Here is a 23,937-nt window from a genome sequence, read left to right as displayed (position 1 = left end):
ATACGCCTAATCGGGTCCGGTTCAGAGATTCATGTCGGTGCCACAATAGCTGTTTAATGCGACGGCATTGAGCACTTCTGAAGCGCCGTTATCGCGTTCGCTGGTGAGTTGATATTGTGCAGTAACCTGCAGGTTTTCGGTGGCGATCTGAGTCAGGCCGGGGTCGGTGTCATTGACCCGGAAAAACCCATTGCCACCATTGGGGCGACCAATGCCGTTGATCATCACATCGCCTTTCAGCCAGTCACCAGAAAGGGTATTGCTGGTTTCCCAGGTGGGGATGGCCAGTCCTTCATCATCCAATATCAAGGTTTGGCTACCATCGGCTTCGGTGGTTTTTTGATAGGTGAAATCGGCGACAAACATATGTGCTTCGCCCTGTTGCTGATAGATCACCGGAACGCGTCCTTCATTGCGCTCAAGGGGATTTTCAGTAACCAGATTTTGCATCAAACAGTGGACTTCACGGCTTTGTTCTGTGGCAATCACAGGTTGCAGTTCAATGACCAGCGATTGGCCATAAAACGGATTACCAGTGAAAAAATCCTGGTCAAAAACTGCCAGTTCACTGAGCTGGTCAATGACTGAATCGGTCATGTCAAAAGCGTAGCGCACACGGTTTCTGAGCAGTTCGTTGTTGCTGTCATAAAGACGGGATTTGGTGACCATACCAATGGGACGAAGCGGTGTGCCGTCAACGGCCAGGTCACCGGTTGGAAAAAGGACCATGTAACTGATTTCATCTCCGCTGAGGGGGTGATCAGTTTGCAGCACAAACCAGGTGGGCTGACCTCCGGGTTCTTCGGTAAACACCGCTTCAAAATTTATCACCTGGGCTTGCTCTGAGCTGGGATTTTGGACCAGGGTCTTGCTGATGATACCCTGGCGAGGGATGTCCGGGTTGTGCCAGATACCATCCATCTGATGACTGGGAAAATATGGGTTTTCCTCGACCGCTGAAGGTTTGATATGGATGTAATACACATCCTGTCCACCGCTGAAAGTTGCGGTGTAGGCCACATGAGCTCCTGAATTGGCTGAGACAATGTCGATGTAATCACCCATTTTTTGTTGCACCGGATAGCCCAGGGTGTGATCAAAATCAGCAGACACTGCCTGGTTATCAGAGAAGCTCACCCCGCCATCATAGGAATAACTGTAGAACAACTGTGACCGGGTTTTGGCTGACAGAGAGCTGCCATGGTTACGGGTGTCCAGCCAGACCACATCAATGCGGCCATTGGGGGCGACCCCCATGGTACCGAACCATTGCCAGTTGAGGTCGCTGTTGTCTTCGTTGATTTTCATTGGGGTGCTGAAGGTTTGTCCGCCATTGACAGAGCGGATAAAGGTGACATCCAACGGATCAGTGCCAAATTGGTCGACAGAAGCAGCCAGATAAATGCGTCCCCGTGTGTGACGTTCAGAACGGTCAGTGGCCACCCAAACCTGACCCAATAAACCCACAGGGTTAACTCCGCCTATACCCAATGTGCCGCCCAGATTGAGGAAGGCCGGAACCGGGCCGAAATCAGGAAACATTGCTGATATGGGGTTATTGGTGGTGATCAGCTGGATGTCATTCAGGCTGGTTTCTCCATTGACGCCAGCCACATATACTTCACCATCAAAACCCACCGCCACGGTGCCAAAAATAGGGGAATTAGGCAATACCTCCGGGGCACTGAATGACTGGCCATTATCCACTGAATAATTGAAACTGTTGGGGTAGTGGTTGTTGCCTGCCAGATTCCATGCGGCATAGATGTTACCGCGGTTTTCTGTGTTGCTGTGGTCGATCGCATACCAGCTTTTGTCTCCGCCAATGGCATTGGTTTTATCAAACCAGTTTTGCCCGCCATCGGTTGAACGCCACTGATCAACGCTGAAGGTGTCATCCGATTGGATGCCGGGCATTCCATTGGTGTCCCTGACGGCCAGGCTTTGATAAAAAAATGTACCATCGGCGTCTGCAGCCAATACCGGATCACTGCGAAACACGCCAGCTTCCAGGGGGCCGTTGTTGTTCCAGGTCAGTCCACCATCATTGGACCAGGCCAGGCCAGCCTGTCTGAAATCACTGTTGATGTTATCAAACTGGCGCCAGCCGATGACGATTTGTTTGGGATTCAGTGGATTCACTGCAATGGAGGGCTCATTGCCTGCATCGTTGGTGAGGTCAAAGCCCGATTCATTGACATTGACCTGATAACTGATAAACGGTCCCTCACTGATGAGCTGACTTTTGTGGTTTTGTCCGGAGTTTTTCAGATGGGCATGAGCCACCGGCCCGGAGCCCGCAGATTGCCATGTCTCGTGGGGTTTACTCAGGTCAATGGATTGAGCGTAGCCCGTGTTAACACAGGTCAGAATGCAAAACAAAATGAAGAAGAGGCGCATGTGTTTCACCGGTATGATTCACAACTATTATAGATTTCGTAGATGTTTTTGTAAAGTCGGGTTTAGCCCCCGGGTTTGTCTCTGCTCAGTCAGCTTGAGGGGATATCAGCCCCATGCGGGTGGCAGCCAGTGTGGCTTCGGCTCTTGAGTTGATGTTGAGTTTGCGGTAAATGTCTTTGACATAGCCGTAACAGGTGCTGGCTTTGATGCCAAGTAATTCAGCCACTTTGGGTACGGTGATGCCCTTGGCCAGCAAGGTCAGGACTTCGTTTTCGCGGTGGGTCAGTGGTGGTTCCGGCTGTGGTTGTTCCTGGGGTTGAAAAAAGTGCAGCAATTTGTTGGCGATGGCCGGTGAGATCGGATAGTGCCCAAGTGATATCCCCTGTAGCATCTTAGCCATGTCAGCTTTAGACTGGTCTTTAAGGATGTATCCTTTGGCACCCAGGCGCAAGGCCTGAAACACATGCTGATCATCGTCAAATATGGTCGACATGATATTCAGGCATTGTGGTTGATGCTGTATCAATTGTTTCAGTACATCCAGGCCACTGCCATCAGGTAATCCAATGTCAATCAGAGCCATGCTGAATGATTGTTCTTTCACCGCCAGTAAACCTTCAGCCAGGGTGGTTGCCAGGGTGATGTTGAGGCCCTCAGAAAATGCCACTTCAATGGCCTGGCTGACCCACTCACTGACATGGGGCAGGTCTTCCAGTAACAACACCTGCGTCTGCTGCTGCTTCATTTCAGCGGTACCTTCAGGGTGACCATTGTACCTTTGGTGTTTGCCGGTTGCCAATCGATGGTGGCGCCATGCTGCAAAGCCCTGCGACGCAGTGACAGCAGCCCTTTGCCCTGTGGCAGATTGGTGTCTGCGCTGATGCCGGATCCGTCATCACAGAATGTTAAATGTAACACATCATGTTCTGTTCGGGCGGTTAACTGAATAACAGTGGCTTGCGCATGTTTGATGCTGTTGGTAGTTAATTCTTTGATCATGCGTTGTAAATGAGTAGGCAGATCAAGGTTCACGGTGTGTTGATCAACGGACAGTTGTTGTTCAAAGTCAATGCCGGCAGCCTGACAGCTGGCAGCGGTCTCAGTACAGATTTCTGCCAATAATTCGCTGAGTTCCAGGCGACGATGGGTGGTTTGTGCCACCGCCTCACGCAAACGATCCATGATGTTCTTGATGGCCAGGCGTTGGTTTTCATCGGTGGTTTGGTAAATCAGTTTGAGTAAATCTGCGCCCACGTCATCGTGGATGTTCTGATAGATGCGACTGCGCTCTTTGCTTCTGATGTCCTCGGCCGTTTCAAAGGAAACCGAGATTGTTGATTGTTGATCGCCCGCGGCGGATTGACTGAGCGTGCGAATCAGCCAAATGGTCAACATCACAGCCACAATGACCACAAGGGTGTCAAGGGTGCCCGGCAGGCTTAACAGGCACAACGCCAACAGGACCAGCTGCTTCATTGTGCCTTGTTGGCGTACCATCCTGATCATCACAACCAGCAACACTGCCACAGTCAACAACACCAGGCTGGTGGTCAATGTCAGTGCAGCAGCGGTGAGGTGTAAAGTGAGCAGAGTGCTCAATTGCATCAGCTGATGAAAATGTTTCAGTGGGTCGGCCAACAGCACGGTCGCAGACAACATGATCAACACACCAAACAGTGGTGGTACAGACCAAAAACCAGTGGTCAGGGACAAGGTCACTGAGGTCAGCAACAACAGCGTCATGATCAGCAAGACCCAGGAATGTTGTCGCCAGGCAGCCAGCACAGTCATGCCAGTCAGACAGCCGGTTAATAAAGTCAGCATGGTCAGCACAGGGTCAACGAATTCGATCCGGCCGGGCTTTGTTGGTGCGGTTCCGGCCGTTATCTACTTTTTTGTGTTTTGATGCATGTAAAAGGTGATTGTGGGCGTTTGTTTCACCACATCACTGGTTTGTCTGTTCAGCAGCCTGGCTTGCAGTTGATGTTCACCCCGGAAAATGTTTTCAAAGGTTTGTTCACTGCTGTTGGTTGGGGTTTGGGCTTTGCCATCAATCACAAACTGGATCTGATACAGTTGTTTCTGGGCTTCGGTAAGTGCAGTGGTGCGGGCAGTCAGTTTCAGACCCGTGCCCCACAGGTTCTGTTGATCGGCAGGGGAAAGCAGTTTGAATTCTTTGACTTCAGCAACTTCGCTGCTTCCTTCATCATCATCAGCTGTTGTTGAGCTGACCGATGCGGGTTTTGGGGCAATCGAAGGCACCACTGATAGCTGCGGTAAATCAGCCTCTTCATAATTGTCATTGGGCTTGGTTTCGGTGTAATGGGTGACCCCGTTTTCATCGGTGTATTTGTAGATTTTTTTCTCGTCGGCGGCCAGCACACTCAGTGATACAGCCGCCAACAACAAAGCAATGGATGGTTTTCTCATTTTCAGTCCGTAAACAACATACTTTCTTTGTTATACAGTCTTACTGCAAACCATGCAAGTGCCAGGCCCAGAATCAGGGTGGCCAAGACAGTCAGGGCGATGGCTGCCGCACCGATTTGTTCACCACGGATGATGCTGTTGATGACGATGTTTTGATTCAGAATGGGGATGGCATACATCCACAGCTTTTCCTTAATGGGCATGAACATCAGCAGCATGCTCGGAATCAAAGGAATGAACATCACCACACTGACATAGGTTTGGGCTTCGCGGAAAGACTTGCTGAAGGCAGCAATGATGGTCTGTACCGAGCCAGCTAAAACAGCCAAAGGAATCAGCACCACCAGCATGACCAGCAAATCATCCAGGCCCAGGGTCAGTGACATGCCCAATTTTTTCATCGGGTAGAACGGCAATGTCAATTTAAAGGCGATCAATGTCAGGATCAGGGTCAGTAGCCCAAAACTCACGGTTGCCGCCAGCTTGCCTGACAGGATGGACGTGCGACTGACCGGGTTGAGGAACAAGGGCTCCAGAGATTTCCGCTCTTTTTCACCCGCTGTGGTGTCAATGGCCAGATACATACTGCCAACAAACAAACCCATGATCAGGAAATACGGCAGGAACAGCATCAGCTGAGCGCCTTTGGATTGTGATGTGGCCTGGTCATGGTTTTCAATTTTAACCACATTCATCAGGTTGGGTGAGACACCCCGCAACTGCAGGCGCATGGCTCCAATGCTTGATGAGTATCCATTGATCAGCGCTTTGACCCGCCGCACCGAAACATTGGCTGCTCCCTTTGCCGAAGCGTCGTAATAGACTTTGACCTTCGCCGGGGTGCCGGCTTGCATGGCGTCACTGAACGACTCATCAATTTCGAGTACCACATCGTGATCCTTGTCTTTGATTGCCGCCTCTGGCGTTTTATCCAGAGTAAGGATTTTGACGTCATTGGACAGCAGGTGTTTTTCCAGGTTTTGCGCAAACTGCATATTAATTACTGGCAATTCCAGTTGTTTTTCGGCTTTTTCCTTGCCCATTTGCGCGGTCATAGAAATCATGCCCAGGGCAAATAATGGCCCCATGAATGAGCCCATGATCACCGATGACATCAGGGTTCTTTTGTCTCTCAGGTTCTCCATCACTTCTTTGAAGAACACGGTTTTGAATGCTTTGGTTATCATGCGTCACCTCCCTGGGTTACCAAGTGTACAAAGGCGTCTTCCAGGTTGTGCTGTCCGGACATTTCCAGCAATTGAGCCTCAGAGCCAACGGCCCTGACTACCCCGGCATCCACCACGGTGATTTCGTCACAGACTGCCGAGACTTCCTGCATCACGTGAGAAGAAAACAGGATGCATTTGCCACGGGCTTTTTCTTCCCTGAGGAAGGCCCGTATTGCCCGGGTACTCATCACATCCAGGCCATTGGTGGGTTCATCGAGTAAGATGTTTTGCGGGTCATGAACCAGGGCCCTGGCAATGGCCACTTTGACCCGTTGACCCTGTGAGAAGCCATCGGTCTGCCGGTCGGCAAATTTGCTCATTCCCAATCGTTCAATGAGTTCATCGGCACGGCGCTGGATGTCGCTTTCGCTCATACCTTGTAAGCGGCCAAAATAAGCGATGTTTTCACGGGCTGTCAGGCGCTTGTACAAGCCCCTGGCATCAGGCAAAACACCCATTCTGGCCCGTGCTGCAACCGGATCATTCTTTGAATCGATGCCGTCCACGGTCACGTGGCCGGTTTCCGGAGTGATCAACGCATAGATCATTCGCATGGAGGTGGTTTTTCCTGCACCATTGGCGCCCAGCAAGGCGGTGATTTTACCGTCTTCGGCTGTCAGGCTGACGTTTTTAACAGCCTGTACTTCACCAAAGGATTTACTGATTTGGTCTACGTGTATCATTCTTTGGGTCCATTCATGTTGATGAAAAAAGAAAAGTCGCGGAAGTTTTTCATGCAACTGCTGTCGAGTTCTGCTTCAGGGTCTTTGATGAAGTCGGTAACCACCCCGGGCATGCAGCCACGTGTGCCGACAATGTGTCCTTGTCCTTTGGCCACCAGGTGTTGCGCGTTGCTCAGCGTTTCCATGGCCTGGTCGGCAAATTCTGGTGGAGTGACGGGGTCATATTCACCTGACAGCAACAGTGTAGGAATGTCTGACTCTACCGGGGCTTTGAATGAATCATCCACCACAATGGAATCCCAAAGCTCGCATCGGGCGTGCATCAATTCAAACAGGTTGTCGCCAAACAGTGAATTGGTTTGGTTGGTTTCCTTGGGCATGAACGGCACATCTTCGGCACAGGTTACAGACATTTCCAGGGCATTGTTCAAGCCCTGGTTGAGGCTGTTCATCACCATCAGAGATTGATGCGCCATGGTTTCCGGTTGACCGTTGTTGGCCAGTGATACCATCAGCGGGATCAGACCCATGGTCTCTGGGGAGTAACTGAACATGCGCAAAGCCAAGACCGCATAATCACGGGTCATGGTGACGGTTTCATAGCGACCGGTGTCCGAGTTTTGTAACCGCAGCGTGATGGGAGTTTCTTTCAGGCCATCGAGGAATTTCCACATTTGCTGTTCGGCATCACCAAACGCTTCGTTACAGGCTTCATCGGCGTCACAAAGCCGGAACACCCGGGTCAGGGTTTGTCGCAGGTTGGCTTCGTGAGATGTGCCCAATGCTTCTTCCTGAGCGACCACCGAATCCAGCACAACTGAACGCACCGATTCAGGAAACATGTTCATATATGTCAGGGCTTTACGGGTACCATACGAGCCGCCATAGAGGTTCCATTGTTGAACCCCCAGCGCCAGTCTGACAGCCTCCAGGTCTCTAATGGCTTCGCTGGTGGTGTAATAGCGGGTGTCCGCATCCAGGCTGTCATGACAGTCTTTGGTCCAGGCTTTCCAGGCGTCAGAATTGAGGTCGCTCAAGGTTTCCAGGTCTTCCGGGCTCACCTCACAACGCAGTGGATTTGACTGGCCGGTACCTCGCTGGTCAACCATCACCAGGTCCCGGTGAGGCAGCAGTGCCTTAAAGATGTTAACCAGGCCCGCAAAAGTGTCGACCGCACCTTGCCCCGGTCCTCCGGCCAGCAGCAGCAGGGGGTCATTGAGTTTTTCTGTTGAGGTTGATTTGATGACCGCCAGGTTGAGGTCAATTGTGCGTTCAGGCTGGTCGCGGTTTTCAGGAACGGTCAATGTGCCGCAATGGGCAGCGGTGCTGACCGAAGAACCATCGGCACCAATGAAGCAGGGTTTCAGTTCCAGGTCACTGGCATGACCAACAGACAACCAGGCAAAAGCCAGGCAGAGAGATTTTTTCATAGATTTGTAAGCTGTTTAACGTTAATGATTATAGAATTTTCAAGAATGGAATTGCATGTACCAATGGTCACAGCGGATTATTTTTTACGCACCGGTGGACTGACGTATTTTTCTCTTTTGATCAACGGCACCGGCATGCCTTTTTCTTTGAGCAATTTAAAAGCCTCATCCACCATGTTGGGGTTGCCACATAAGTAGGCAATGTCATTTTCAGGATCAAAATCATGTCCGGCCAGATAATGCTGGACATAACCGGACTGATCATTACCCTTTGGTTCTGGACGTTGATTCCTGGATAAACAAGGGACATAGTGAAAGTTTTCATGACGTTCATCCATGGCCATGAAATCAGCTTCATACAACAAGCCTGATTCATCCTGTGCACCCATCACCACATAAAACTCAGAGCCTGATTGTAACCGCAGTTCAATTTCCCTGAGCATGGCCCGGTAAGGCGTGACACCCGTGCCGGTAGCAATCAGGAAATACCGGTCGTGCCGGTCAGGCAGCAGACAAAAGCGGCCATAAGGGCCGGTGGCATCCATTTGTTCACCCACTTTCATGGCTGACAGCTTCTCAGTGGCCAAACCGCCTGGCACCCAGGAAACGGCAATTTCAATGTCGTCCAGGATGGCTTTTTCCTCCGGGAAAATTGTTGCCACAGAATAACTCCTGAATGTTTCAAAACCATCGTTTTGGGTGAAGTGCAAACGCAGGAACTGCCCGGCAATGACCACAAAGGGTTGTTCAGAATCCACAGAAAAACGTATGTTGACGGTGTTGTCATTCAGTGGTTCCATGCCCTGCATGGTTAATTTAAGTGGAGTCATTGCTTATAGAGCCTTATCAAAGCCCTTCATTATCGCAAGAATGGCCGCAAATGAGAAGCATCTACCAAGATATTGGTGACCAATGGATTTGACAAAAAAAAGTTGAACAATGTGCTAAACTTGACTATACTTCGCATCCTCGTTTTATACGAGCCAACCAACACAGTGCCGACATAGCTCAGTTGGTAGAGCAACTGACTTGTAATCAGTAGGTCCGGGGTTCGACTCCTCGTGTCGGCACCATCTGTTTTCTTCCCTTTGCTACCTCAATATTCATCATTTTTCCGTTCAGCTCCACTTGAAGAACGCAGTGGCCACGGATTTCAATCGGGTTTTGTGCATATCGGTTTGTGTTCCGAATCACAGGTCAGCAAGGCATTGCTCTGACTGTCCAGTACCTCACCCTGCCATTGATTGTGTTTCTGCAGACTGAATGCCATGAAGCCAAACTGGTCAAGCCCCATGACCGTTGCCTGGTGGCCATCTATGATCAGCTTTTGGGTTGTTTTTGGGTGCATGCCTGATAACCTGACCCCACTGTTTCCGATCACAAACTGATCAGGGTGTTTGGCTGATTTAAAATCAGCAACCTGAAATCGGTGCATGTGACCGGACATAATCAGCCGCACGGTTGCGTCCAGTGGCTGGCTGTTCATGGCGCGTTGTAAGGTTTGATTGATCATGCAGTATTTACCCGGATCACTGCCACAATTACCGTTGTCATCAAGTTGATCCACTCCCCACAGTGGGCGGTGGGTTTGTACCCAGGTGGCCTCATCCTGACCTGCGTTCCGGATCAGCTGATTCATCAGGGCCAGTTGATTTTCGTAGCTGTTGACAAACAGCGAACCGGCATCACAGGCATTGGCGGAGTCCAGCACAGCCACATTCAAACCACTTAAGTCGATCACATAAGGTGCGGACAATACGTCCGGAGTGGGGTTGTCGGCGGAGGGACAGTTGAGTTGTTGCTGATACTGGCCCAGTAAGGCGGAGTTCGGATCCAACAGGTAGAACCAGCCCGGCCCGGCCCGGGAACACAATTCGTGGTTACCTCTGGCGAAGATCCATGGCGAAAGCGAAAACAACGGTTGGGCAGCGGAGAAAAAATCCGCCTGCCAGTGGACCCAGCTGTCTGGTTGTTGGCTGCCCGCCGAGTTTTGGCCGTATCTGGCGCCTGGAATCCGGCACATGCCCTGGGTGGTGTTGTCACCGGCATCATAAACCGAAACCGGGCCAACCCCATTTATGGTGATGGTTCCCGGTGTGCCGCTGTAATTATAGTCGCCCATGTGCAGCACCACGTCAGGATCTTTCCCTGCGGCGGCTTTGATCAGACCGGGAAATGGCCAGTTGCTTGATTGTGCTGAGCAATCCTGGTGAGACGGCTTACAACCGGTGTCACCAAACACCGCAACTGTTTTGATTTTTTTGTCTACCACGGGCAGTGTTACCTGACTGTTTGCCACTTGTAACGCCTGGTCAAAAGGATAAAGGGCCTCACACACGGTGATTGGGAAATGTGCCGGATCAGGATTGATTCTGGCATGGGTGGTTATTGGCGACCCGTGTGCTGAAAGCAGAGCGGGACAGGATTGGTCAACCCCATCAACGATCACTCTGGCCATGGGTGTGGCATCTCCTGAAGTGTTCTGGCCGTACAAAACATAGCTGGTAATTACCTCAGCGGACAATAGTGAGCTGAACAGAAGCATGCCACTGGCCAGCCAGCCTTTATGGCCTGAGGCACCACCGTGAAGATCTCTGAATTTCATATTTCCCCCATATTGTTAAATTTACATATACAGAATAGCACATATTGAACAAGCAGCCAGTTTCAACCCGTCATTATTTTATGGGCCATTTTTGACATTGATCATGGTGGTCATAAAAACCACCGTCTGGACGTATGATTTATCAGCTTCATCGTTTAAAATCCAAAAATCGCTAACTGCGAAAAAACCGGGGTCTCAGATTCACTCTTCAGTGATGAGTAAGCAAAAAATGGCTGTCTGGTCAGCTGAGGTTGGTGAGCCAGACTTTTTCAGAGGAAAACCGATATGTTGTTGTCATTCCTGAAGTACCGCAAGGCACTTCGGTACTTGTCAGAAAATCAATCCTACCTGCCACTCAAGTTCATGGCAGATCATGTGCAAGACTGGCACAGTGAATACATCAATGGTTCGCCGTTTCCACACATCGCCATTGATGATTTTTTTGCCCCGGAAGTATTGGATGTGGTCGAACGGGAGTTTGCCGAACCTGAACAACAAGAAGATTGGACGCAGTTCAGGAATGTGGTGGAATGGCACAAGAACGGGACCAGTCATGACTCAATGATTCCGATGTTCACCCGGCACCTGATTTATGAATTGAATGCCAGGCCCTTCCTGAGTTTTCTGGAAAAACTGACAGGGATACCCGATCTTTTACCAGATCCGGACCTGGTGGGTGGCGGTCTGCACTCAGTGTTACCAAGGGGCAGGTTAGAAGTTCATGCCGATTTCAATGCCCATCCAAGAACCCAATTCACCCGGCGGATCAATGTGTTGATTTACCTCAATAAAAAGTGGTTGCCGGAATACGGAGGGAATCTGGAGTTATGGAACCATGATATTTCAAGGATGGAAGTTGAGATTGAACCGATCTTCAATCGCATTTCGGTGTTCAATACCGATGAAAACTCTTTTCATGGCCATCCCAAGCCACTGAACTGCCCGGAGGACCGGCAACGCAAGTCGATCGCCATGTATTATTACACCCGCAACATCCCCGAAAAAATACATTCCACTGTGTATAAAATCAGTCCAGCCAAGTCCAGGCCCTGAGGATCAGGCACATCATCCTGAGGTGATTCAGTGAAGCGGGTCTCATCGCGGTGGGAGATTCTGCGGTACAGTGAGGGCATGACGGTCATTTCCAACATCCAATGCAGCGAAAAAACCTCATCCGGTTTATTCAGACTGGGTGTCATGATGCTGTGCTTTTTTGCTGCACCTGGATTGCTGGTGGCAGCATCCCTCAGATCACCTGCTTGTTTGGGTGCCCCGCCTTTAGCTCCGGTCAGCGGTGTTGTGGCAATGGTTTCAGATGTGGCGACCCTGCATCAGGTAATCAGCAACCTCCAGCCCGGGACCACCATCTTGCTCGAGCCAGGTGATTACCAGCTCAATCAGACCCTGTACATCCAACAGGATGACATCACCATCCGTGGCAACAGTGACCGTTGTGATGCGGTTAACCTGATCGGGCAGGGTATGGAAAATGCCAATTATGGCCAGGTACCCCACGGCATCTGGACCAATGCGGCTAACCTCAAAGTGTTTAACCTGACCATCCGTGAGGTGTACTTTCATCCCATTCAGTTTGATCCGTCAGCCGATGCACCGTGGCTGTATAACCTGCGGTTGCTGGATGCAGGAGAGCAATTCATCAAAGGCTCATCCGGCGGTTTTGGTAACGGTGTCAATGATGGGGTGGTTGAATTCACCATCATGGCCTATACCAATTCGCCACCGGTGACCGACCATGGCGGAGGAGGTTCCGGGTATACCAATGGGGTGGACATCCATGGTGGGGATGGCTGGTTGATCCGCAACAACCTGTTTCAAAATTTTCACACCCCGGATGACAGTGACAACCTGTGGAACCCGGCCATTCTGATGTGGAATGGTGCCAGCAACACCGTGGCCGAAAACAATGTTTTTATTGATGTTGACCGGGCCATTGCATTCGGGCTGGTGAATCGTACATCAGGTGCAGACCATACTGGCGGTATCATCCGCAACAACATGGTGTATTCCTCTCCCGGTTTATTCAGCGCCAGCAGGCGCAACGGCTCTGATGGCCTGATCATCGTCTGGGATTCACCGCAGACCCAGGTGTTGCACAACACCATATTGAGCAATCAAAACCAAAGACTGTCGATCGAAATGCGCTTTGACACCACTGGTAGTCAGGTAATCAACAACCTCAATGATGCCAGCATTGGCTCACGCAATGGAGCCACGTTCACTGCATCCGGCAACCTGGATTCAGCGACCCAGGGCATGTTCCTCAACCCAGCGACCGGTGATCTGCACCTCAGGGGCAGTGCCACCACGGTGATGGATCAGGTCACGGCACCGGTTGAAGCGCTGTTTGATCATGATGGTGAAAGCAGATCAGGTGGCCCCAACGCGGATGTTGGCGCCGATGAATATAACCCGAATCATGATGTGATTTTTGTCGAAGGGTTTAATGGTTAGATACCCACACAGGTTACTGTGCAGCATGAGCAAAGGTTCATTTTAAGCAAAACAAGTTGACAAACTACATATGTAGTATTAAATTAAACTACAGTTGTAGTAATTAGCCTTGTTGTCATGCATGAAAGCCGTAAACCAATCAAACTCTCCCAATCACAAATCGACGTGATGAAAGTCCTCTGGCAACACGACAAACTGGCAGTCAGTGATGTTCACCAGGCACTCAATCAACACAAACAGCTGGCCTTGACTACCGTGGCCACGGTGTTGAAAAGGCTGCAGGAAAAAGACATCGTAGGATACGAAAAAGCAGGCCGTCAATACCTGTATTTTGCCCGGGTCAGTGAAGCCGAAGTCCGTTCATCGATGTTGGCAAACCTGCTCAATCATTTGTTCAACGGAGAGCCGGAAGCCCTGGTTCATCATCTGGTTGATCAGGAATCGGTCTCTGAAGCCGATCTGCAGAAAATCAAAGCCCTGTTAGATGAGGAGGTGAAACGTGATTGAATTCATTTCCCAACTGGCAGACCAGGTGCTGCTGTTTTCCATCAATTATTTCATCCATTCAACGGTGTTGCTTGGTCTGGTTTTATTGGCCATCCATGGGCGGCTCCTGAGTTATGACCGCCTGGGAGAATGGGTGATGAAATCTGCCTTGTTACTGGGGTGTTTCACGGCACTGGCACAAACCAATGGCTGGTTGGTCAAGACCCAGAGTGGCTGGTCTGTCCTCAGCTGGCAGTGGACTGTTGCTGAACCATCAACTGACCATCCTAAGATCACGACAATCAAACAACCGCAATCCATGGAACAGAGCTCAGTCCCTGAATCCCCGGCGCCGCAGGTTTTACCTCTGGTCATTGAATCCAGTCAGCCTGTAGTGACATCTGAAGTTGTCAGACCGGTTAAAGAAACCGGCCTTGGGGCCTTGGCCTGGCTGTCGTTGTGGTTGACTGGCTTGACGCTACTCGGTTTGCGACAAACACGGTGTCAACGACAGTGGCAAATCCTGATGGCTCAACGAATCCAGGTGAGCGATGCATCCATTGTGGCGATTTATAATCGCCTGCTGAGCCGCAGTGGTTTGCCCGCTGACATACAACTCAGTCAGTCCACAGTGATCAGCTCACCGGTTGCTCATTGCCGTGAAGTGATTTGCCCGGCAGATTTTCTGCAATACAGTCCGCCTGAACGCATTGAAGCAGCACTGGCCCATGAATTGGCACATATTAAACGCCGTGATGGCTGGTGGTTACCGTTTGCCCAATGGTTTCAGGTGTTGTTGTTTTTTCAACCTCTGAATCGCCTGCTGATGCAACACATCCATCAGGCCACTGAACAAAAGGCTGATGACATGGCTGCCGAGTGGACTGAAAATCCCCGGGCGCTGGCCATGACTTTGCTTGATGTGGCTAAACACAATCGCACTCAACCCCAACTTCAAATGGTACCCGCTATGTCCTCCAAAAAAAGTAAATTGCTGCAACGTGTGGAAAACATCCTGCAGCCAAACTCCCAAAGAACCAGCCGTCTGTGGACCTTTGGCCTGATCAGTACCGTGTTACTGATCCTGGTTACCGGCCCTGGAGTGGTGGCCAAGTCTATAGGTGTCTATCAGGCCAGTGGCTCATCCTCGCACCACATCAGCATTGATGATGGCGTGACCGACATCAAACTCAGTTCAAGTAATGATGAGAGGTCATTGAAACTCAAAGCCAAACTAACGGGTGACATGGTCTTCACAGATGATGAGTCCCGGATCACAGCTTTCCCTGCGAACAGTCGTTTTGACCTGACCCACCAGGCAGATGGTATCAAACGCCGGATCCTGATTGAAAGTGCCCCTGGGACTCATGCCGAAAATGCCGGCTATACTTACTGGTATGAAGGTAAAAAGCAAGCCTTTGATGCGTCGGCACAAGCCTGGCTGGCTGAGGTTATGCCCATGGTTTGGCGGGAAACCGGCTTACAGGCTGAGGCCCGTGTAGAACGCATCCGGGACAGCCGTGGTGATACTGGCGTGCTTGATGAAGTGGCCCTGATTGAAAGTGATTTTGTACGTAAAACCTATCTCAGCCATTTATTTGAGTTGGCTCAATTAGCTGAAGATGACCTGGAATACGCCATGACACTGGCCGTGGATATCGGCTCTGATTTTGAGCTCAGTCAGGTGTTATCCAAGCTGGTTGAAACCCAAAACCTCGGTTCAGAAGATTTGTGGTTGTCTTATTTTGCCAGCACTCAATCCATCGACTCTGATTTTGAAATGGCCAAAACCATGCTCAATGTGTTACCACAACTGCCTGAAACGGAGGACATCAACCAGGCATACTTCAACGCCGCAGAAAGCATTGGTTCCGATTTTGAGATGGCCAAAGTGTTGATGGCTTACCTGGAGCGTAAGGGTCAGGAAGCCACCAATGTTCAGCATTTGTTTGCAGTAGCTGCCGATATTGGCTCAGATTTTGAACTTGCCAAAGTGCTGCTGGCTGCCAATCAACACATTGATCAGACCAACAGCAGCGATGCCTTGTTTGATGCCTACCTGGCTTTGGCCAGTCACATTGGTTCTGATTTTGAAATGAAGAAAGTCTATGCCGATGTGTTAAAGCATGATTTAAGCGAACGTCATTTGGTGAGCATGATTGAATCGGCAGCAGATCACATTGGTTCTGATTTCGAACTGGCCAATTTGTTGCTCAGTATCAGTAAGCAACAACCCATTAACGCCACCATCAAGGCACGGATCAAAGAAGCATCCCGTGCCATTGGCAGCGAGTATGAGCGCAACCGGGTACTGGCTGCCCTGAGTTAAAAACATGTCTTGACAGGTGTATCATAAAACCACCTGTTTGGGTGGTTTTATCAATCACTTCATAGGCTTGACACTGAACCAGATGTAGAGCAGTTCTGACCAAATGGCAGCGCCAGGGGTGACAATCTGATCAAATCAGCCCGGGTGATTTAAGCATCACCCATTGAATTGGTCCAAAAATAAACTTTCATGGCATAGTTTCAGCCATCACAGCTGCGGACTTTTGCCAGGTAAGCAGTCAGGTTTTTGCCGGGTTCATCTGTGAATGTCTTTTCGGTGCTGGTCAGTTGTTGGATCCGGTCTAGCCTGAAATTCCTGAAGTCCTGACGCAATTCACACCAGCCTGTCAGTAACCATACCGGATTAAAGAACAACAAGGCCAATGGGCGCACTGTGCGATTGGTTTTTCGTTGTTGTTCATCGGCATAGTCCAGTTCAATTTTACGCTGACCGCGGATGTGTTCCCTGAGATCGGAAAACGGCACCGACCAGGGAATTTCAGGTCGGTTGTCCACCGCATAGGTAGTGATTTGTTGTAATTCGCCCTGCAGGCCAGCTGGCAGAACAGCTTGTACCTTGTCCAATGCACTACTGGCTTTTTCTGCAAAGCGGTCATCGGTCCATTGCCTGACCATGCTGATGCCCAGCGCAATGGCTTCCAGTTCATCCGCATCAAAAGTCACTGGTGGCAGGTAATAATGTTTATCAATGGTGTAACCAACCCCGGCTTCTCCACGGATCGGAGTGCCGGCATCCATCAGGCATTGGATGTCACGGTAGACAGTGCGTTTACAAATACCAAAGTGATCAGCCACCTGACGGGCGGTGACCGCCTGTCGGTGTTGTCTGAGGTAATGGGTGATTTTCAGTAACCTGTCTGCACGTCTCATGGGTCTTTGCCTGACTGTAAGTGGATTGATTATAGCCTAGCAAAACACTGCTGACACCATGCTGTCAGCAGTCCTTTGCTAAGCTGGCATTTCTTATTTAATTAACCACAACCGGAGAAATCAAAATGATTGGATACGTTACTTTAGGAACCAACGATTTACCACGCGCCACGGCGTATTATGATGAACTGTTCAAGTCCATCGGCGTGGGTCGTTCGATGGAAGAAGAGAATTATTTCGTGGCCTGGTCACCGGGCATGGAAGTGGCTGGTATGGCTGTGACCATTCCGTTTAACAAGGAGCCAGCCACTGCGGGCAATGGCACCATGGTGGCGGTTTATCTGGATGCTCCGGAAAAAGTCGATGCCTTTTATCAAAAAGCCCTGGAACTGGGTGGAACCGATGAAGGTAAACCTGGGTTTCGCCCCGAAACTGCCGACAAAGGTTTCTATGCGGGCTACTTCCGTGATCTGGATGGTAACAAACTGAATGCTTTTTGTATGGTTGAGTAAGGCTTTTACACTGAACCTGAGTTGATCAGGTTCAGTGTTGGATCTGAGTCGGATTGTGACAGGGAAGACTGATGTCAACCGGCTTTTAAGTGAGCCTGTTCAAGGTGATCATAATCATCGGCATTCAACTCACCAAACCAGTCAGTGCAGAACTTCAATAACCATTCGGCTTTGTCTTCATCCTGAGTGCCTTGCTGATAAACACTGATGGTGTGATCCAGCAGATCATTGCGGTATAGCACCGGGTAAATGGCCTGATTTTTCAGGTCAAAGCCCAAGACCACTGCGGGATCCGATTTGTGATAGCCATTGACGGTCACCACATGGGCGTATTGGAAGTATACATCAATCAGTCCGGGAGACTTTTTGGGGAATATTTGCTTAATCAATAAACGCTTACCCTGATCATTCATCAAAAGGCCTTTTTTGAACTGGCCATTGTGGTCGATAAAACCCCAGTTCTTCATTTCATTAAACAGATTGTTACCTAAAGAATGGCTCACATAACACCTCTAAAACCCATATTAATATCCCCCTGTTCCAGTACCTGATGTGTGATTGTTCAGTGCGGTAACTTCACCAACCACAACATAAATAATACCGACTGCAGCGGCGAAGGACAATTTGATCTGAGTGAACATTGATAACAAATGTCACAAACCACTGATTTGTTGTCTTTGCGTCATTTTTTTTGACTGAAAACGACGTGGTTCAATCGGTGCAGGGCATGAACTGCCAATTTTTGACACTTAAAATGACTGGTGCAAAGTGCCGGCTCCTGTTGCATCGCAGGGCCTGGCTTCAGGCAGATGGTTAACACGGTCTTGATCAACTTTGCTGAGCCAGGCCATTATCAAGGCCGCACCTGGCGCAGATTACATGTGCCTGATCTGCCTTATACGAAGGATTTGTTAATTGAATATAAGGCCATGTCAAATTGACGCATGATGAGAACATTCAGTTAACTCAGTCAATGTGAGCACCATACCAACTGGCTTGTTGTGGCTGAAGGTGAAAACATGGTCGGCCCCAGAGAAACTTGAATGGCGGTTAAACATCGTTTGCTTTGAGTGTTGGCCCACCCAGCTTTGAAATCACAAAAATCGTTTCAACCTGCTTTTTATGATTCTGTTCTCATTGCGCAATTGTTCCACTTCATCTATCAAATCAATGGCCAGTGCCAGACCATTCCAATTGAGATCAAGATCATCCCTTAACCGAGCTGCTTTTTTTAACCTGATGAGCTGATCAACTTCAAATAACCAGTCACCCGACTGGCTTACCAGGGGGTCAAGAATTCCGTACTCCACACACTTTTCTATGAATCCCGATGATAAATGAGTTGTTTGATAAAGTTGTGTCAGGCTATAGGTGAATTTAATCATGGCAGGCATGTCATCAGCTCCAGTCAGATCTTGGGTTAAAGGAAGATGTTTCGGCCATTTGTTGCCAGATATGATTCATTTCGGTGGTGCCTGAATCAGGCATCACAACTTTAAAAATCACAAACAAGTCTCCTGATTCATGTTTGCTTTTCAGGCCTTTGTTTTTGATTCTTTGTTTCTGACCGGTTTGGCTGTTTGGTTGGACCGTTAAGTTGAGCTTGCTGGTCAGTGTGGGGATGATGATTTGAGTTCCCAGGGCCGCTTCCCAGGGACTGACCGGCACCGTCAGGAATACATCCAGACCAGTCACATCGAAGTATTTATGAGGTGCATACTGAATGTTCAGGTAGATGTCACCTGCCTGAGCCTTCCCAGAACCCGGCATTCCCTGGCCTTTTAAGCGGATTAAATCGCCAGCCAGGGTGTGGGGTGGAATTTTAACCTTCAGGGTTTTCGCCTGACGCTCTTTGGGTAACTGAAAAGAAATGGTTTTATCACCGCCAGATAAGGCTTCTTCGAGACTGATGGCCAACGACATTTCCAAATCCTGACCTTTGTGGGCAGCTTGTTTACTGTACGCATTGGCACGTCGCTCTGAAGCACTGGCCTGATTGAATACAGATTCAAAAAAATCAGAAAAATCATATTCGCCGGGGGGCTGATCACCTGACCTGGATTGCTGCTTTGCTGAATACTCACCAGAGCGGAACTGATGCCGTAAATCATCGTATTCAGCTTTCTTCTCAGGGTTCTTCAGTACCGCGTATGCTTCGGCCACTGCCTTAAAATTTTCTTCAGCGTTGGCATCTTTACTGACATCAGGGTGGTATTTTCTGGCCAATCGCCGATAAGCCGCTTTGATGGCTTTTAAGTCAGCTTTGTCATCCAAACCCAAGATTTCATAGTAGTCTTTAAAATCCATATTTAGCCTTTGTGTGCCAATTGAATCAGCAATGTTTTCAGTCGTTCTGTTGTTATCACAGGAATGTCACTGTCATCTGATTAAATCAACTGATATCAATTTCATAAATCACTTGGGTGCTGTCATCCGGGTCGGGATGGCTTTTAAAGCCAAAATCGCTGGCCAGTTGCTGCATCTTTCTGTTGGCATAGCTGTCAACAGAATAGATTTTTTTAATTCCTTTGCTTTGTGCATATTGGATCAGCCTGGTTAACAGTTCAGTGGCAATTCCCTGGTGTTGCCAATCATCAGCTACAGTCACTGCCAATTCAGCCACATGAGGTGACTTTGGGTCTTCGGCATATCTGACCACTCCAATGATCTGCTCCTCTTTGCCGCTGTTAATGACAGCCAGGAATGCCATGTCATGGCAGTAATCCATATCGCACAACTTGGCCAGTGTCTGGCTGCTTAATTCCGAAACACCGCCTAAAAACCGGTAGTGCCGGCTTTCCTGGGACAGTTGTTCAAAAAATGCTTTTTCCATCGTCTGGTCACTTAAGGTAATGGGTCTGATGGTTAACCGGGTACCGCCTTTTAGCTTCAATTCCCAGGAGGGTAATGTGTGTTGTTTCATAATGTTCATATCTGCCTAACAATGAATGACCATTAAGCATAGGCCATTGCAGGCCATTTGACTTTGATAAAAGTCATAATAGTGAGTTTGCCTCGATGGAGCGCAGCAGTCTTGAAGGGTGTGTAGTGCCCATCAAGGGCTCATCGAAATATGACAGTTACGAAAAATGACACCGGTTTAAATCAGCTAAACCATGCTCGATAAACATTTCAAATGACTGAGTTGAATACATAATCTGATGAAAATCTAATCTCATGTTGGGCCGTCATTTTTTATTGAATCGGCAGAAAATGTCACAATACAGTCAATAAAGATATACATTAATGTAAGAAAATATGGATATCAAATCTCATCCATAAGATGAACAATGCCATCAGGAAGGAGCCATCAGGCTTATGTGTGAGTTAACTCTAAAAAGGGGAATAAATATGAAAATAAAGCATTTAATAACGATGGGTGTATGGCTGACAGTGCTGGCCGGATGTACGTCTGTGAGGTTGTCTTTGGAAACAAAACCCATTGTATCCAGTGGCAGTCCATGGACTCAACACAAAGCAATCACATCCACAGGATCAAGGGGTACGGGGCACCAGGTGGTGTTAACAGAAGCCCAGGACATTCGCATCAACACCACAGCCAAGACCAAAGACGCCAAAATCACCGAAGTCACCATTGACGTGGTGACCAATGGTTTAAATGGGGTGGTCACCCGACCGCGGCACGTGGACAACATCAGTCCAGGCAAACCCGAGGTCAACGGTGGTATCAGAATCGCAGCAAACCAATGGGAAAGTCTGACGGTTAAAGCATCGGCCAAAGACAGCAAAGGCCGGCAGGTCACGACCGGCTCCTATGAACTGCAATTGTTTCAACTGGAAAGTTTGAGTTGGCGCCTGGCGAAAGTGGGCGGTTCAGGTGAAATCGATTTTCAAACCCAATGGCTGAGCAGGCGACCGCCAAATTGGCCCAACGATGATCCGAATGCACCTGTTGATCGACGAACCATTGGCTTCATTCAAAACAACGGCAACGCAGCGGTGACCATTGATTTCATTTCGATTGCCACTGGCCAAATACTGGAAACCTTCACGGTACAACCAGGGGCCACCAATCGCAACCGAAAACTGGCTGGTCGCACCATCGGCAGTGGTTACTTTCGAATCATCGGTGGCTCCAATCCTGGCAGCAGCCTGCAAGTTGCGTTTTAACAAACCATTGCAGTGACTGAACAGTGGTAAACACATTGGGGTCAGAGGTGCTGAAAAGTATGAAAGTCGGCAGATCAGGACCAAAATCACTGACACTGACCCCAATGAATTTCAAAATATATTTCTTGATCCATGAGACGTAATTGATCTCGGTTTTTCTGCTTTAGTGAAGCAATCTTAGTTTGGTCGCCACATGATCCAATAATTTCATTTATTGCACTTAAAGCCTGTAATAGACGTAAATTAACGCATTCATGCACATCTATCCGCCCATTACCTGATAATGACGCAGTCAATGATTTCCTTCAAAGTGAGAAATCAATGACTTACAATGAACCCATAGAAAAAGATGTGCACGAATAAACGCCAATATCTTGATAGATGGCACAGATGCACCATTAATAAATTGTTAACTGTACAAGAGGAATCATGCTCTACGAAGCGATGAAGAAAGAAATAGAAGATAAGTTCCCATCGTTACAATTTAGTGCTGACGATGGGAAGAAGCTAATTTCTATTCCACCAGCTTATGAGCAAGTTGGCAGTATCGATATCCAAGATGACTATGATGAACTCACTATTTTTGTAGGAAACTTTACTCATTGGCATTGCGGTTATATCAACGAGAAATCAGATGATATCGAAGAGGTTAAGGAAATAGTTTCAGAGGTAGCTGAATACCTCCAAGATATGTTTAACGATAAAATATTTATGTGGGGTAGTGCAATGAAAGGTGGTGGTACCCAGCTAATCGAAGGCGATTTTAAAACTAAAAGGGAAGGCTACGTATGGTCCGGTCCATATCACAGTTAACAAGCGGCTCAAACCGACCTTCACTGCGTTGGTTGTTTTGTGCTTTTCCGCTACGCTCGCACAAAACAACCAACTCCGTTCCGGCGGTTTAGCCGGGCGTTAGAGAGCTAAATGGGACTATTTACTAAATTTACTAAAAGGAAACATCTGAATCTAGAGAATAAGTATCTTGTCAGCGACGATGGCACCCAATTATCGGTGCTGTCCCCAGACGGCACTAAAGATTCGATTGCATGGAATAGCTTATTAAAAGTTGAAGTACAAATCAACGATACTGGACCATGGGGGATAGATGTGTGGTTTGTCCTTAGATCAAATTCTTGTGAAGTTTTATTCCCGTTGGGAGCATCAGGATGCGATGATGTGATAAATAATTTAAAAAATCTTCCAGGGTTTGAAATTAAGGGCATGAATAGCACTTCAAATGAGACTTTTACTTGTTGGGAACGAAGCAATGCTATCTAACAAACCGCTCGATCCGACGCCGAAAAGCATAGTGGCGCTACGAGGTATGTTTATCGGCGGCGCGGTTCAGCGAAAACGTTAGCTGCAAAAAGAGATGATCACTACAAACTTCGACAAGCTTAGTTTTCACGATGCTTCGATTGAAAAAATCGATCGGAAGCCAGGTGAGATTTCTATAGAATTTGAAGGCGCTTTTCTAAGTAAAGAGCATCCAGATTCTAAAGGAGAAGATTGGGTAATTGAATCTGGTGTTTTGCATCTTCTCAATGTCACAGATGAATTACCATTATTCTGGTACGATGACAAAGAAGGCAAGCCGCATCCAAGTCCAGACTTTCCAATTGATGAGGTCATGAACTTAGATTTTAATGGTGACACCTTTGAGTTCGGTGGCTTCCTAAATCGCGAGCCATGGGTTCAATGGGTGGTCAACGCTACTGGGTTTAAAATTGAAATTAAGGGCAGCCACAGTGCATACAGCTAACAAGTTGCCGCACAATCGCACGCAAACGTTCTGGACCTCACATTCGTTCGGCCTGTGGGCAAGGCGTTAGGGTGAATATGGAGCAGTCGTACAATATTTGGAAACCAGATTATCGAATAACAGAACCATTCGGTGGAATTTCTGTCTTTTCGTTGGGAAATGGTCACACTATTCTTTTGTTACATGGGAGTGATAATGATTTGAAGTTAGAATTTTCTCAAATACATGCCATGACAATACATGAAGAATTTGCCCATCCCCATGTTGATTATAATGAAAACATTCCAGCCATCCCAAATAACAATGGAGGCTATCCACTTCTAGTTGTGGAAAATTCTGAGTGGATAAAGTCATTTACTGATTCTAGATTGCAGGGTGACGGGAGGATTCCTGTTCATTACCAGTTTCTATCCATGAGTTATTTTGTTGATGTGCTATCGTATGAACCACCGATATCTGAATGGGTAAAGTCAAATGACTATGATAGTGTGTTTAGTGCTATCGAACCCTAACAATCAAATCAAGCCGATGCAAAAAAGACGCGCGGCTTATTAACGCGTTAGGTTTTCAAGGAGAGA

General features: G+C 48.5%; 24 protein-coding genes and 1 tRNA gene. 11 read left to right on the top strand and 14 right to left on the bottom strand.

Translation table 11 applies throughout. From position 1 onward, the window contains the following. Positions 1-21: 21 nt before the first annotated feature. From B0475_RS10765 to B0475_RS10730, 8 genes are all read right to left on the bottom strand, one after another. On the bottom strand, positions 22-2,400 hold the full coding sequence (locus B0475_RS10765) for a sialidase family protein (RefSeq protein ID WP_077411864.1): 2,379 nt from the start codon (positions 2,398-2,400) through the stop codon (positions 22-24). Between the two features lie 85 nt (positions 2,401-2,485). Then, complete coding sequence (locus B0475_RS10760; protein ID WP_077411863.1) at positions 2,486-3,145, bottom strand: response regulator; 660 nt, start codon at positions 3,143-3,145, stop codon at positions 2,486-2,488. Continuing rightward, a complete protein-coding gene (locus B0475_RS10755; RefSeq protein ID WP_077411862.1) occupies positions 3,142-4,224 on the bottom strand; it encodes a sensor histidine kinase in 1,083 nt (360 codons plus the stop codon). Before B0475_RS10755 ends, B0475_RS10760 begins: the two co-directional genes overlap by 4 nt. 63 nt (positions 4,225-4,287) lie before the next feature. Next, positions 4,288-4,830, bottom strand: coding sequence for a DUF4124 domain-containing protein (locus B0475_RS10750; RefSeq protein ID WP_077411861.1), 543 nt, complete (start codon positions 4,828-4,830; stop codon positions 4,288-4,290). Between the two features lie 2 nt (positions 4,831-4,832). Beyond that, positions 4,833-6,017, bottom strand: coding sequence for an ABC transporter permease (locus tag B0475_RS10745; RefSeq protein ID WP_077411860.1), 1,185 nt, complete (start codon positions 6,015-6,017; stop codon positions 4,833-4,835). Next, positions 6,014-6,742 (bottom strand): ABC transporter ATP-binding protein, encoded by a 729-nt coding sequence (locus tag B0475_RS10740; protein WP_077411859.1) that lies wholly within the window; start codon positions 6,740-6,742, stop codon positions 6,014-6,016. The genes B0475_RS10745 and B0475_RS10740 overlap by 4 nt, the downstream gene beginning before the upstream one ends. Beyond that, positions 6,739-8,172: an alpha/beta hydrolase gene (locus B0475_RS10735; protein ID WP_077411858.1), complete on the bottom strand. Its 1,434-nt coding sequence runs from the start codon at positions 8,170-8,172 to the stop codon at positions 6,739-6,741. The genes B0475_RS10740 and B0475_RS10735 overlap by 4 nt, the downstream gene beginning before the upstream one ends. Positions 8,173-8,249: 77 nt before the next feature. Further along, positions 8,250-9,002, bottom strand: a complete 753-nt coding sequence (locus B0475_RS10730; RefSeq protein ID WP_077411857.1) for an FAD-binding oxidoreductase — start codon at positions 9,000-9,002, stop codon at positions 8,250-8,252. Between the two features lie 167 nt (positions 9,003-9,169). On the opposite strand from B0475_RS10730, the gene B0475_RS10725 reads away from it, so the two are divergent. After that, a tRNA-Thr gene (locus tag B0475_RS10725) sits at positions 9,170-9,245 on the top strand. Positions 9,246-9,325: 80 nt separating this feature from the next. Here B0475_RS10725 and B0475_RS10720 read toward each other — a convergent pair. Further along, complete coding sequence (locus B0475_RS10720; protein WP_077411856.1) at positions 9,326-10,777, bottom strand: metallophosphoesterase; 1,452 nt, start codon at positions 10,775-10,777, stop codon at positions 9,326-9,328. Positions 10,778-11,062: 285 nt separating this feature from the next. On the opposite strand from B0475_RS10720, the gene B0475_RS10715 reads away from it, so the two are divergent. The 4 genes from B0475_RS10715 to B0475_RS10700 all read left to right on the top strand — a co-directional run bounded on the left by B0475_RS10715 (position 11,063) and on the right by B0475_RS10700 (position 16,064). Then, a complete protein-coding gene (locus B0475_RS10715; RefSeq protein ID WP_077411855.1) occupies positions 11,063-11,830 on the top strand; it encodes a 2OG-Fe(II) oxygenase in 768 nt (255 codons plus the stop codon). A 78-nt stretch (positions 11,831-11,908) separates the two neighbouring features. Next, positions 11,909-13,249 (top strand): right-handed parallel beta-helix repeat-containing protein, encoded by a 1,341-nt coding sequence (locus tag B0475_RS10710; protein WP_077411854.1) that lies wholly within the window; start codon positions 11,909-11,911, stop codon positions 13,247-13,249. A 117-nt stretch (positions 13,250-13,366) separates the two neighbouring features. After that, complete coding sequence (locus B0475_RS10705) at positions 13,367-13,756, top strand: BlaI/MecI/CopY family transcriptional regulator (protein WP_077411853.1); 390 nt, start codon at positions 13,367-13,369, stop codon at positions 13,754-13,756. Continuing rightward, the gene (locus B0475_RS10700; RefSeq protein WP_077411852.1) at positions 13,749-16,064 is read left to right on the top strand and encodes a M56 family metallopeptidase; all 2,316 of its coding nucleotides are present in this window, start codon (positions 13,749-13,751) and stop codon (positions 16,062-16,064) included. Before B0475_RS10705 ends, B0475_RS10700 begins: the two co-directional genes overlap by 8 nt. A 200-nt stretch (positions 16,065-16,264) precedes the next feature. Here B0475_RS10700 and B0475_RS10695 read toward each other — a convergent pair whose 3' ends face one another. Next, positions 16,265-16,954 carry a helix-turn-helix transcriptional regulator gene (locus B0475_RS10695; RefSeq protein ID WP_077411851.1) on the bottom strand — a complete coding sequence of 230 codons (690 nt, stop codon included), beginning with the start codon at positions 16,952-16,954 and terminating at the stop codon, positions 16,265-16,267. Between the two features lie 125 nt (positions 16,955-17,079). Between B0475_RS10695 and B0475_RS10690 the strand changes: the two genes are divergently transcribed. Further along, positions 17,080-17,466, top strand: coding sequence for a VOC family protein (locus tag B0475_RS10690; protein ID WP_077411850.1), 387 nt, complete (start codon positions 17,080-17,082; stop codon positions 17,464-17,466). A 74-nt stretch (positions 17,467-17,540) separates the two neighbouring features. On the opposite strand, the gene B0475_RS10685 is transcribed toward B0475_RS10690, so the two are convergent. The 4 genes from B0475_RS10685 to B0475_RS10670 form a co-directional block, all read right to left on the bottom strand. Continuing rightward, complete coding sequence (locus B0475_RS10685) at positions 17,541-17,969, bottom strand: hypothetical protein (protein WP_157892871.1); 429 nt, start codon at positions 17,967-17,969, stop codon at positions 17,541-17,543. Between the two features lie 591 nt (positions 17,970-18,560). Beyond that, a complete protein-coding gene (locus B0475_RS10680; RefSeq protein ID WP_198538212.1) occupies positions 18,561-18,851 on the bottom strand; it encodes a chaperone modulator CbpM in 291 nt (96 codons plus the stop codon). 13 nt (positions 18,852-18,864) lie between these two features. Beyond that, positions 18,865-19,773 carry a DnaJ C-terminal domain-containing protein gene (locus B0475_RS10675; protein WP_077411847.1) on the bottom strand — a complete coding sequence of 303 codons (909 nt, stop codon included), beginning with the start codon at positions 19,771-19,773 and terminating at the stop codon, positions 18,865-18,867. A gap of 85 nt (positions 19,774-19,858) precedes the next feature. Further along, positions 19,859-20,389: a GNAT family N-acetyltransferase gene (locus B0475_RS10670; protein WP_157892870.1), complete on the bottom strand. Its 531-nt coding sequence runs from the start codon at positions 20,387-20,389 to the stop codon at positions 19,859-19,861. A 428-nt stretch (positions 20,390-20,817) separates the two neighbouring features. Here B0475_RS10670 and B0475_RS10665 point away from each other — a divergent pair, with 428 nt between their 5' ends. From B0475_RS10665 to B0475_RS10645, 5 genes are all read left to right on the top strand, one after another. Continuing rightward, on the top strand, positions 20,818-21,597 hold the full coding sequence (locus B0475_RS10665; RefSeq protein ID WP_157892869.1) for a hypothetical protein: 780 nt from the start codon (positions 20,818-20,820) through the stop codon (positions 21,595-21,597). A 429-nt stretch (positions 21,598-22,026) separates the two neighbouring features. Beyond that, a complete protein-coding gene (locus tag B0475_RS10660) occupies positions 22,027-22,410 on the top strand; it encodes a hypothetical protein (protein WP_077411844.1) in 384 nt (127 codons plus the stop codon). 111 nt (positions 22,411-22,521) lie between these two features. Then, a complete protein-coding gene (locus B0475_RS10655; protein WP_077411843.1) occupies positions 22,522-22,875 on the top strand; it encodes a hypothetical protein in 354 nt (117 codons plus the stop codon). A gap of 94 nt (positions 22,876-22,969) precedes the next feature. Further along, on the top strand, positions 22,970-23,359 hold the full coding sequence (locus B0475_RS10650; RefSeq protein WP_077411842.1) for a hypothetical protein: 390 nt from the start codon (positions 22,970-22,972) through the stop codon (positions 23,357-23,359). 77 nt (positions 23,360-23,436) lie between these two features. Next, the gene (locus tag B0475_RS10645; protein ID WP_077411841.1) at positions 23,437-23,871 is read left to right on the top strand and encodes a hypothetical protein; all 435 of its coding nucleotides are present in this window, start codon (positions 23,437-23,439) and stop codon (positions 23,869-23,871) included. Positions 23,872-23,937 lie beyond the last annotated feature (66 nt).

The organism is Marinicella sediminis (assembly GCF_002000055.1).
GTDB lineage: Bacteria > Pseudomonadota > Gammaproteobacteria > Xanthomonadales > Marinicellaceae > Marinicella > Marinicella sediminis.
The sequence above is the reverse complement of the archived record's forward strand: the minus strand, read 5'-3'. Positions and strand labels throughout refer to the sequence as shown.

Bases quoted from the DNA above. Each gene is read 5' to 3' on its own strand.
- B0475_RS10765 (WP_077411864.1), bottom strand. From the start codon at position 2,400: ATGCGCCTCTTCTTCATTTTGTTTTGCATTCTGACCTGTGTTAACACG.
- B0475_RS10760 (WP_077411863.1), bottom strand. From the start codon at position 3,145: ATGAAGCAGCAGCAGACGCAGGTGTTGTTACTGGAAGACCTGCCCCAT.
- B0475_RS10755 (WP_077411862.1), bottom strand. From the start codon at position 4,224: ATGCTGACTTTATTAACCGGCTGTCTGACTGGCATGACTGTGCTGGCT.
- B0475_RS10750 (WP_077411861.1), bottom strand. From the start codon at position 4,830: ATGAGAAAACCATCCATTGCTTTGTTGTTGGCGGCTGTATCACTGAGT.
- B0475_RS10745 (WP_077411860.1), bottom strand. From the start codon at position 6,017: ATGATAACCAAAGCATTCAAAACCGTGTTCTTCAAAGAAGTGATGGAG.
- B0475_RS10740 (WP_077411859.1), bottom strand. From the start codon at position 6,742: ATGATACACGTAGACCAAATCAGTAAATCCTTTGGTGAAGTACAGGCT.
- B0475_RS10735 (WP_077411858.1), bottom strand. From the start codon at position 8,172: ATGAAAAAATCTCTCTGCCTGGCTTTTGCCTGGTTGTCTGTTGGTCAT.
- B0475_RS10730 (WP_077411857.1), bottom strand. From the start codon at position 9,002: ATGACTCCACTTAAATTAACCATGCAGGGCATGGAACCACTGAATGAC.
- B0475_RS10720 (WP_077411856.1), bottom strand. From the start codon at position 10,777: ATGAAATTCAGAGATCTTCACGGTGGTGCCTCAGGCCATAAAGGCTGG.
- B0475_RS10715 (WP_077411855.1), top strand. From the start codon at position 11,063: ATGTTGTTGTCATTCCTGAAGTACCGCAAGGCACTTCGGTACTTGTCA.
- B0475_RS10710 (WP_077411854.1), top strand. From the start codon at position 11,909: ATGACGGTCATTTCCAACATCCAATGCAGCGAAAAAACCTCATCCGGT.
- B0475_RS10705 (WP_077411853.1), top strand. From the start codon at position 13,367: ATGCATGAAAGCCGTAAACCAATCAAACTCTCCCAATCACAAATCGAC.
- B0475_RS10695 (WP_077411851.1), bottom strand. From the start codon at position 16,954: ATGAGACGTGCAGACAGGTTACTGAAAATCACCCATTACCTCAGACAA.
- B0475_RS10690 (WP_077411850.1), top strand. From the start codon at position 17,080: ATGATTGGATACGTTACTTTAGGAACCAACGATTTACCACGCGCCACG.
- B0475_RS10680 (WP_198538212.1), bottom strand. From the start codon at position 18,851: ATGATTAAATTCACCTATAGCCTGACACAACTTTATCAAACAACTCAT.
- B0475_RS10675 (WP_077411847.1), bottom strand. From the start codon at position 19,773: ATGGATTTTAAAGACTACTATGAAATCTTGGGTTTGGATGACAAAGCT.
- B0475_RS10670 (WP_157892870.1), bottom strand. From the start codon at position 20,389: ATGAAACAACACACATTACCCTCCTGGGAATTGAAGCTAAAAGGCGGT.
- B0475_RS10665 (WP_157892869.1), top strand. From the start codon at position 20,818: ATGAAAATAAAGCATTTAATAACGATGGGTGTATGGCTGACAGTGCTG.
- B0475_RS10660 (WP_077411844.1), top strand. From the start codon at position 22,027: ATGCTCTACGAAGCGATGAAGAAAGAAATAGAAGATAAGTTCCCATCG.
- B0475_RS10655 (WP_077411843.1), top strand. From the start codon at position 22,522: ATGGGACTATTTACTAAATTTACTAAAAGGAAACATCTGAATCTAGAG.
- B0475_RS10650 (WP_077411842.1), top strand. From the start codon at position 22,970: ATGATCACTACAAACTTCGACAAGCTTAGTTTTCACGATGCTTCGATT.
- B0475_RS10645 (WP_077411841.1), top strand. From the start codon at position 23,437: ATGGAGCAGTCGTACAATATTTGGAAACCAGATTATCGAATAACAGAA.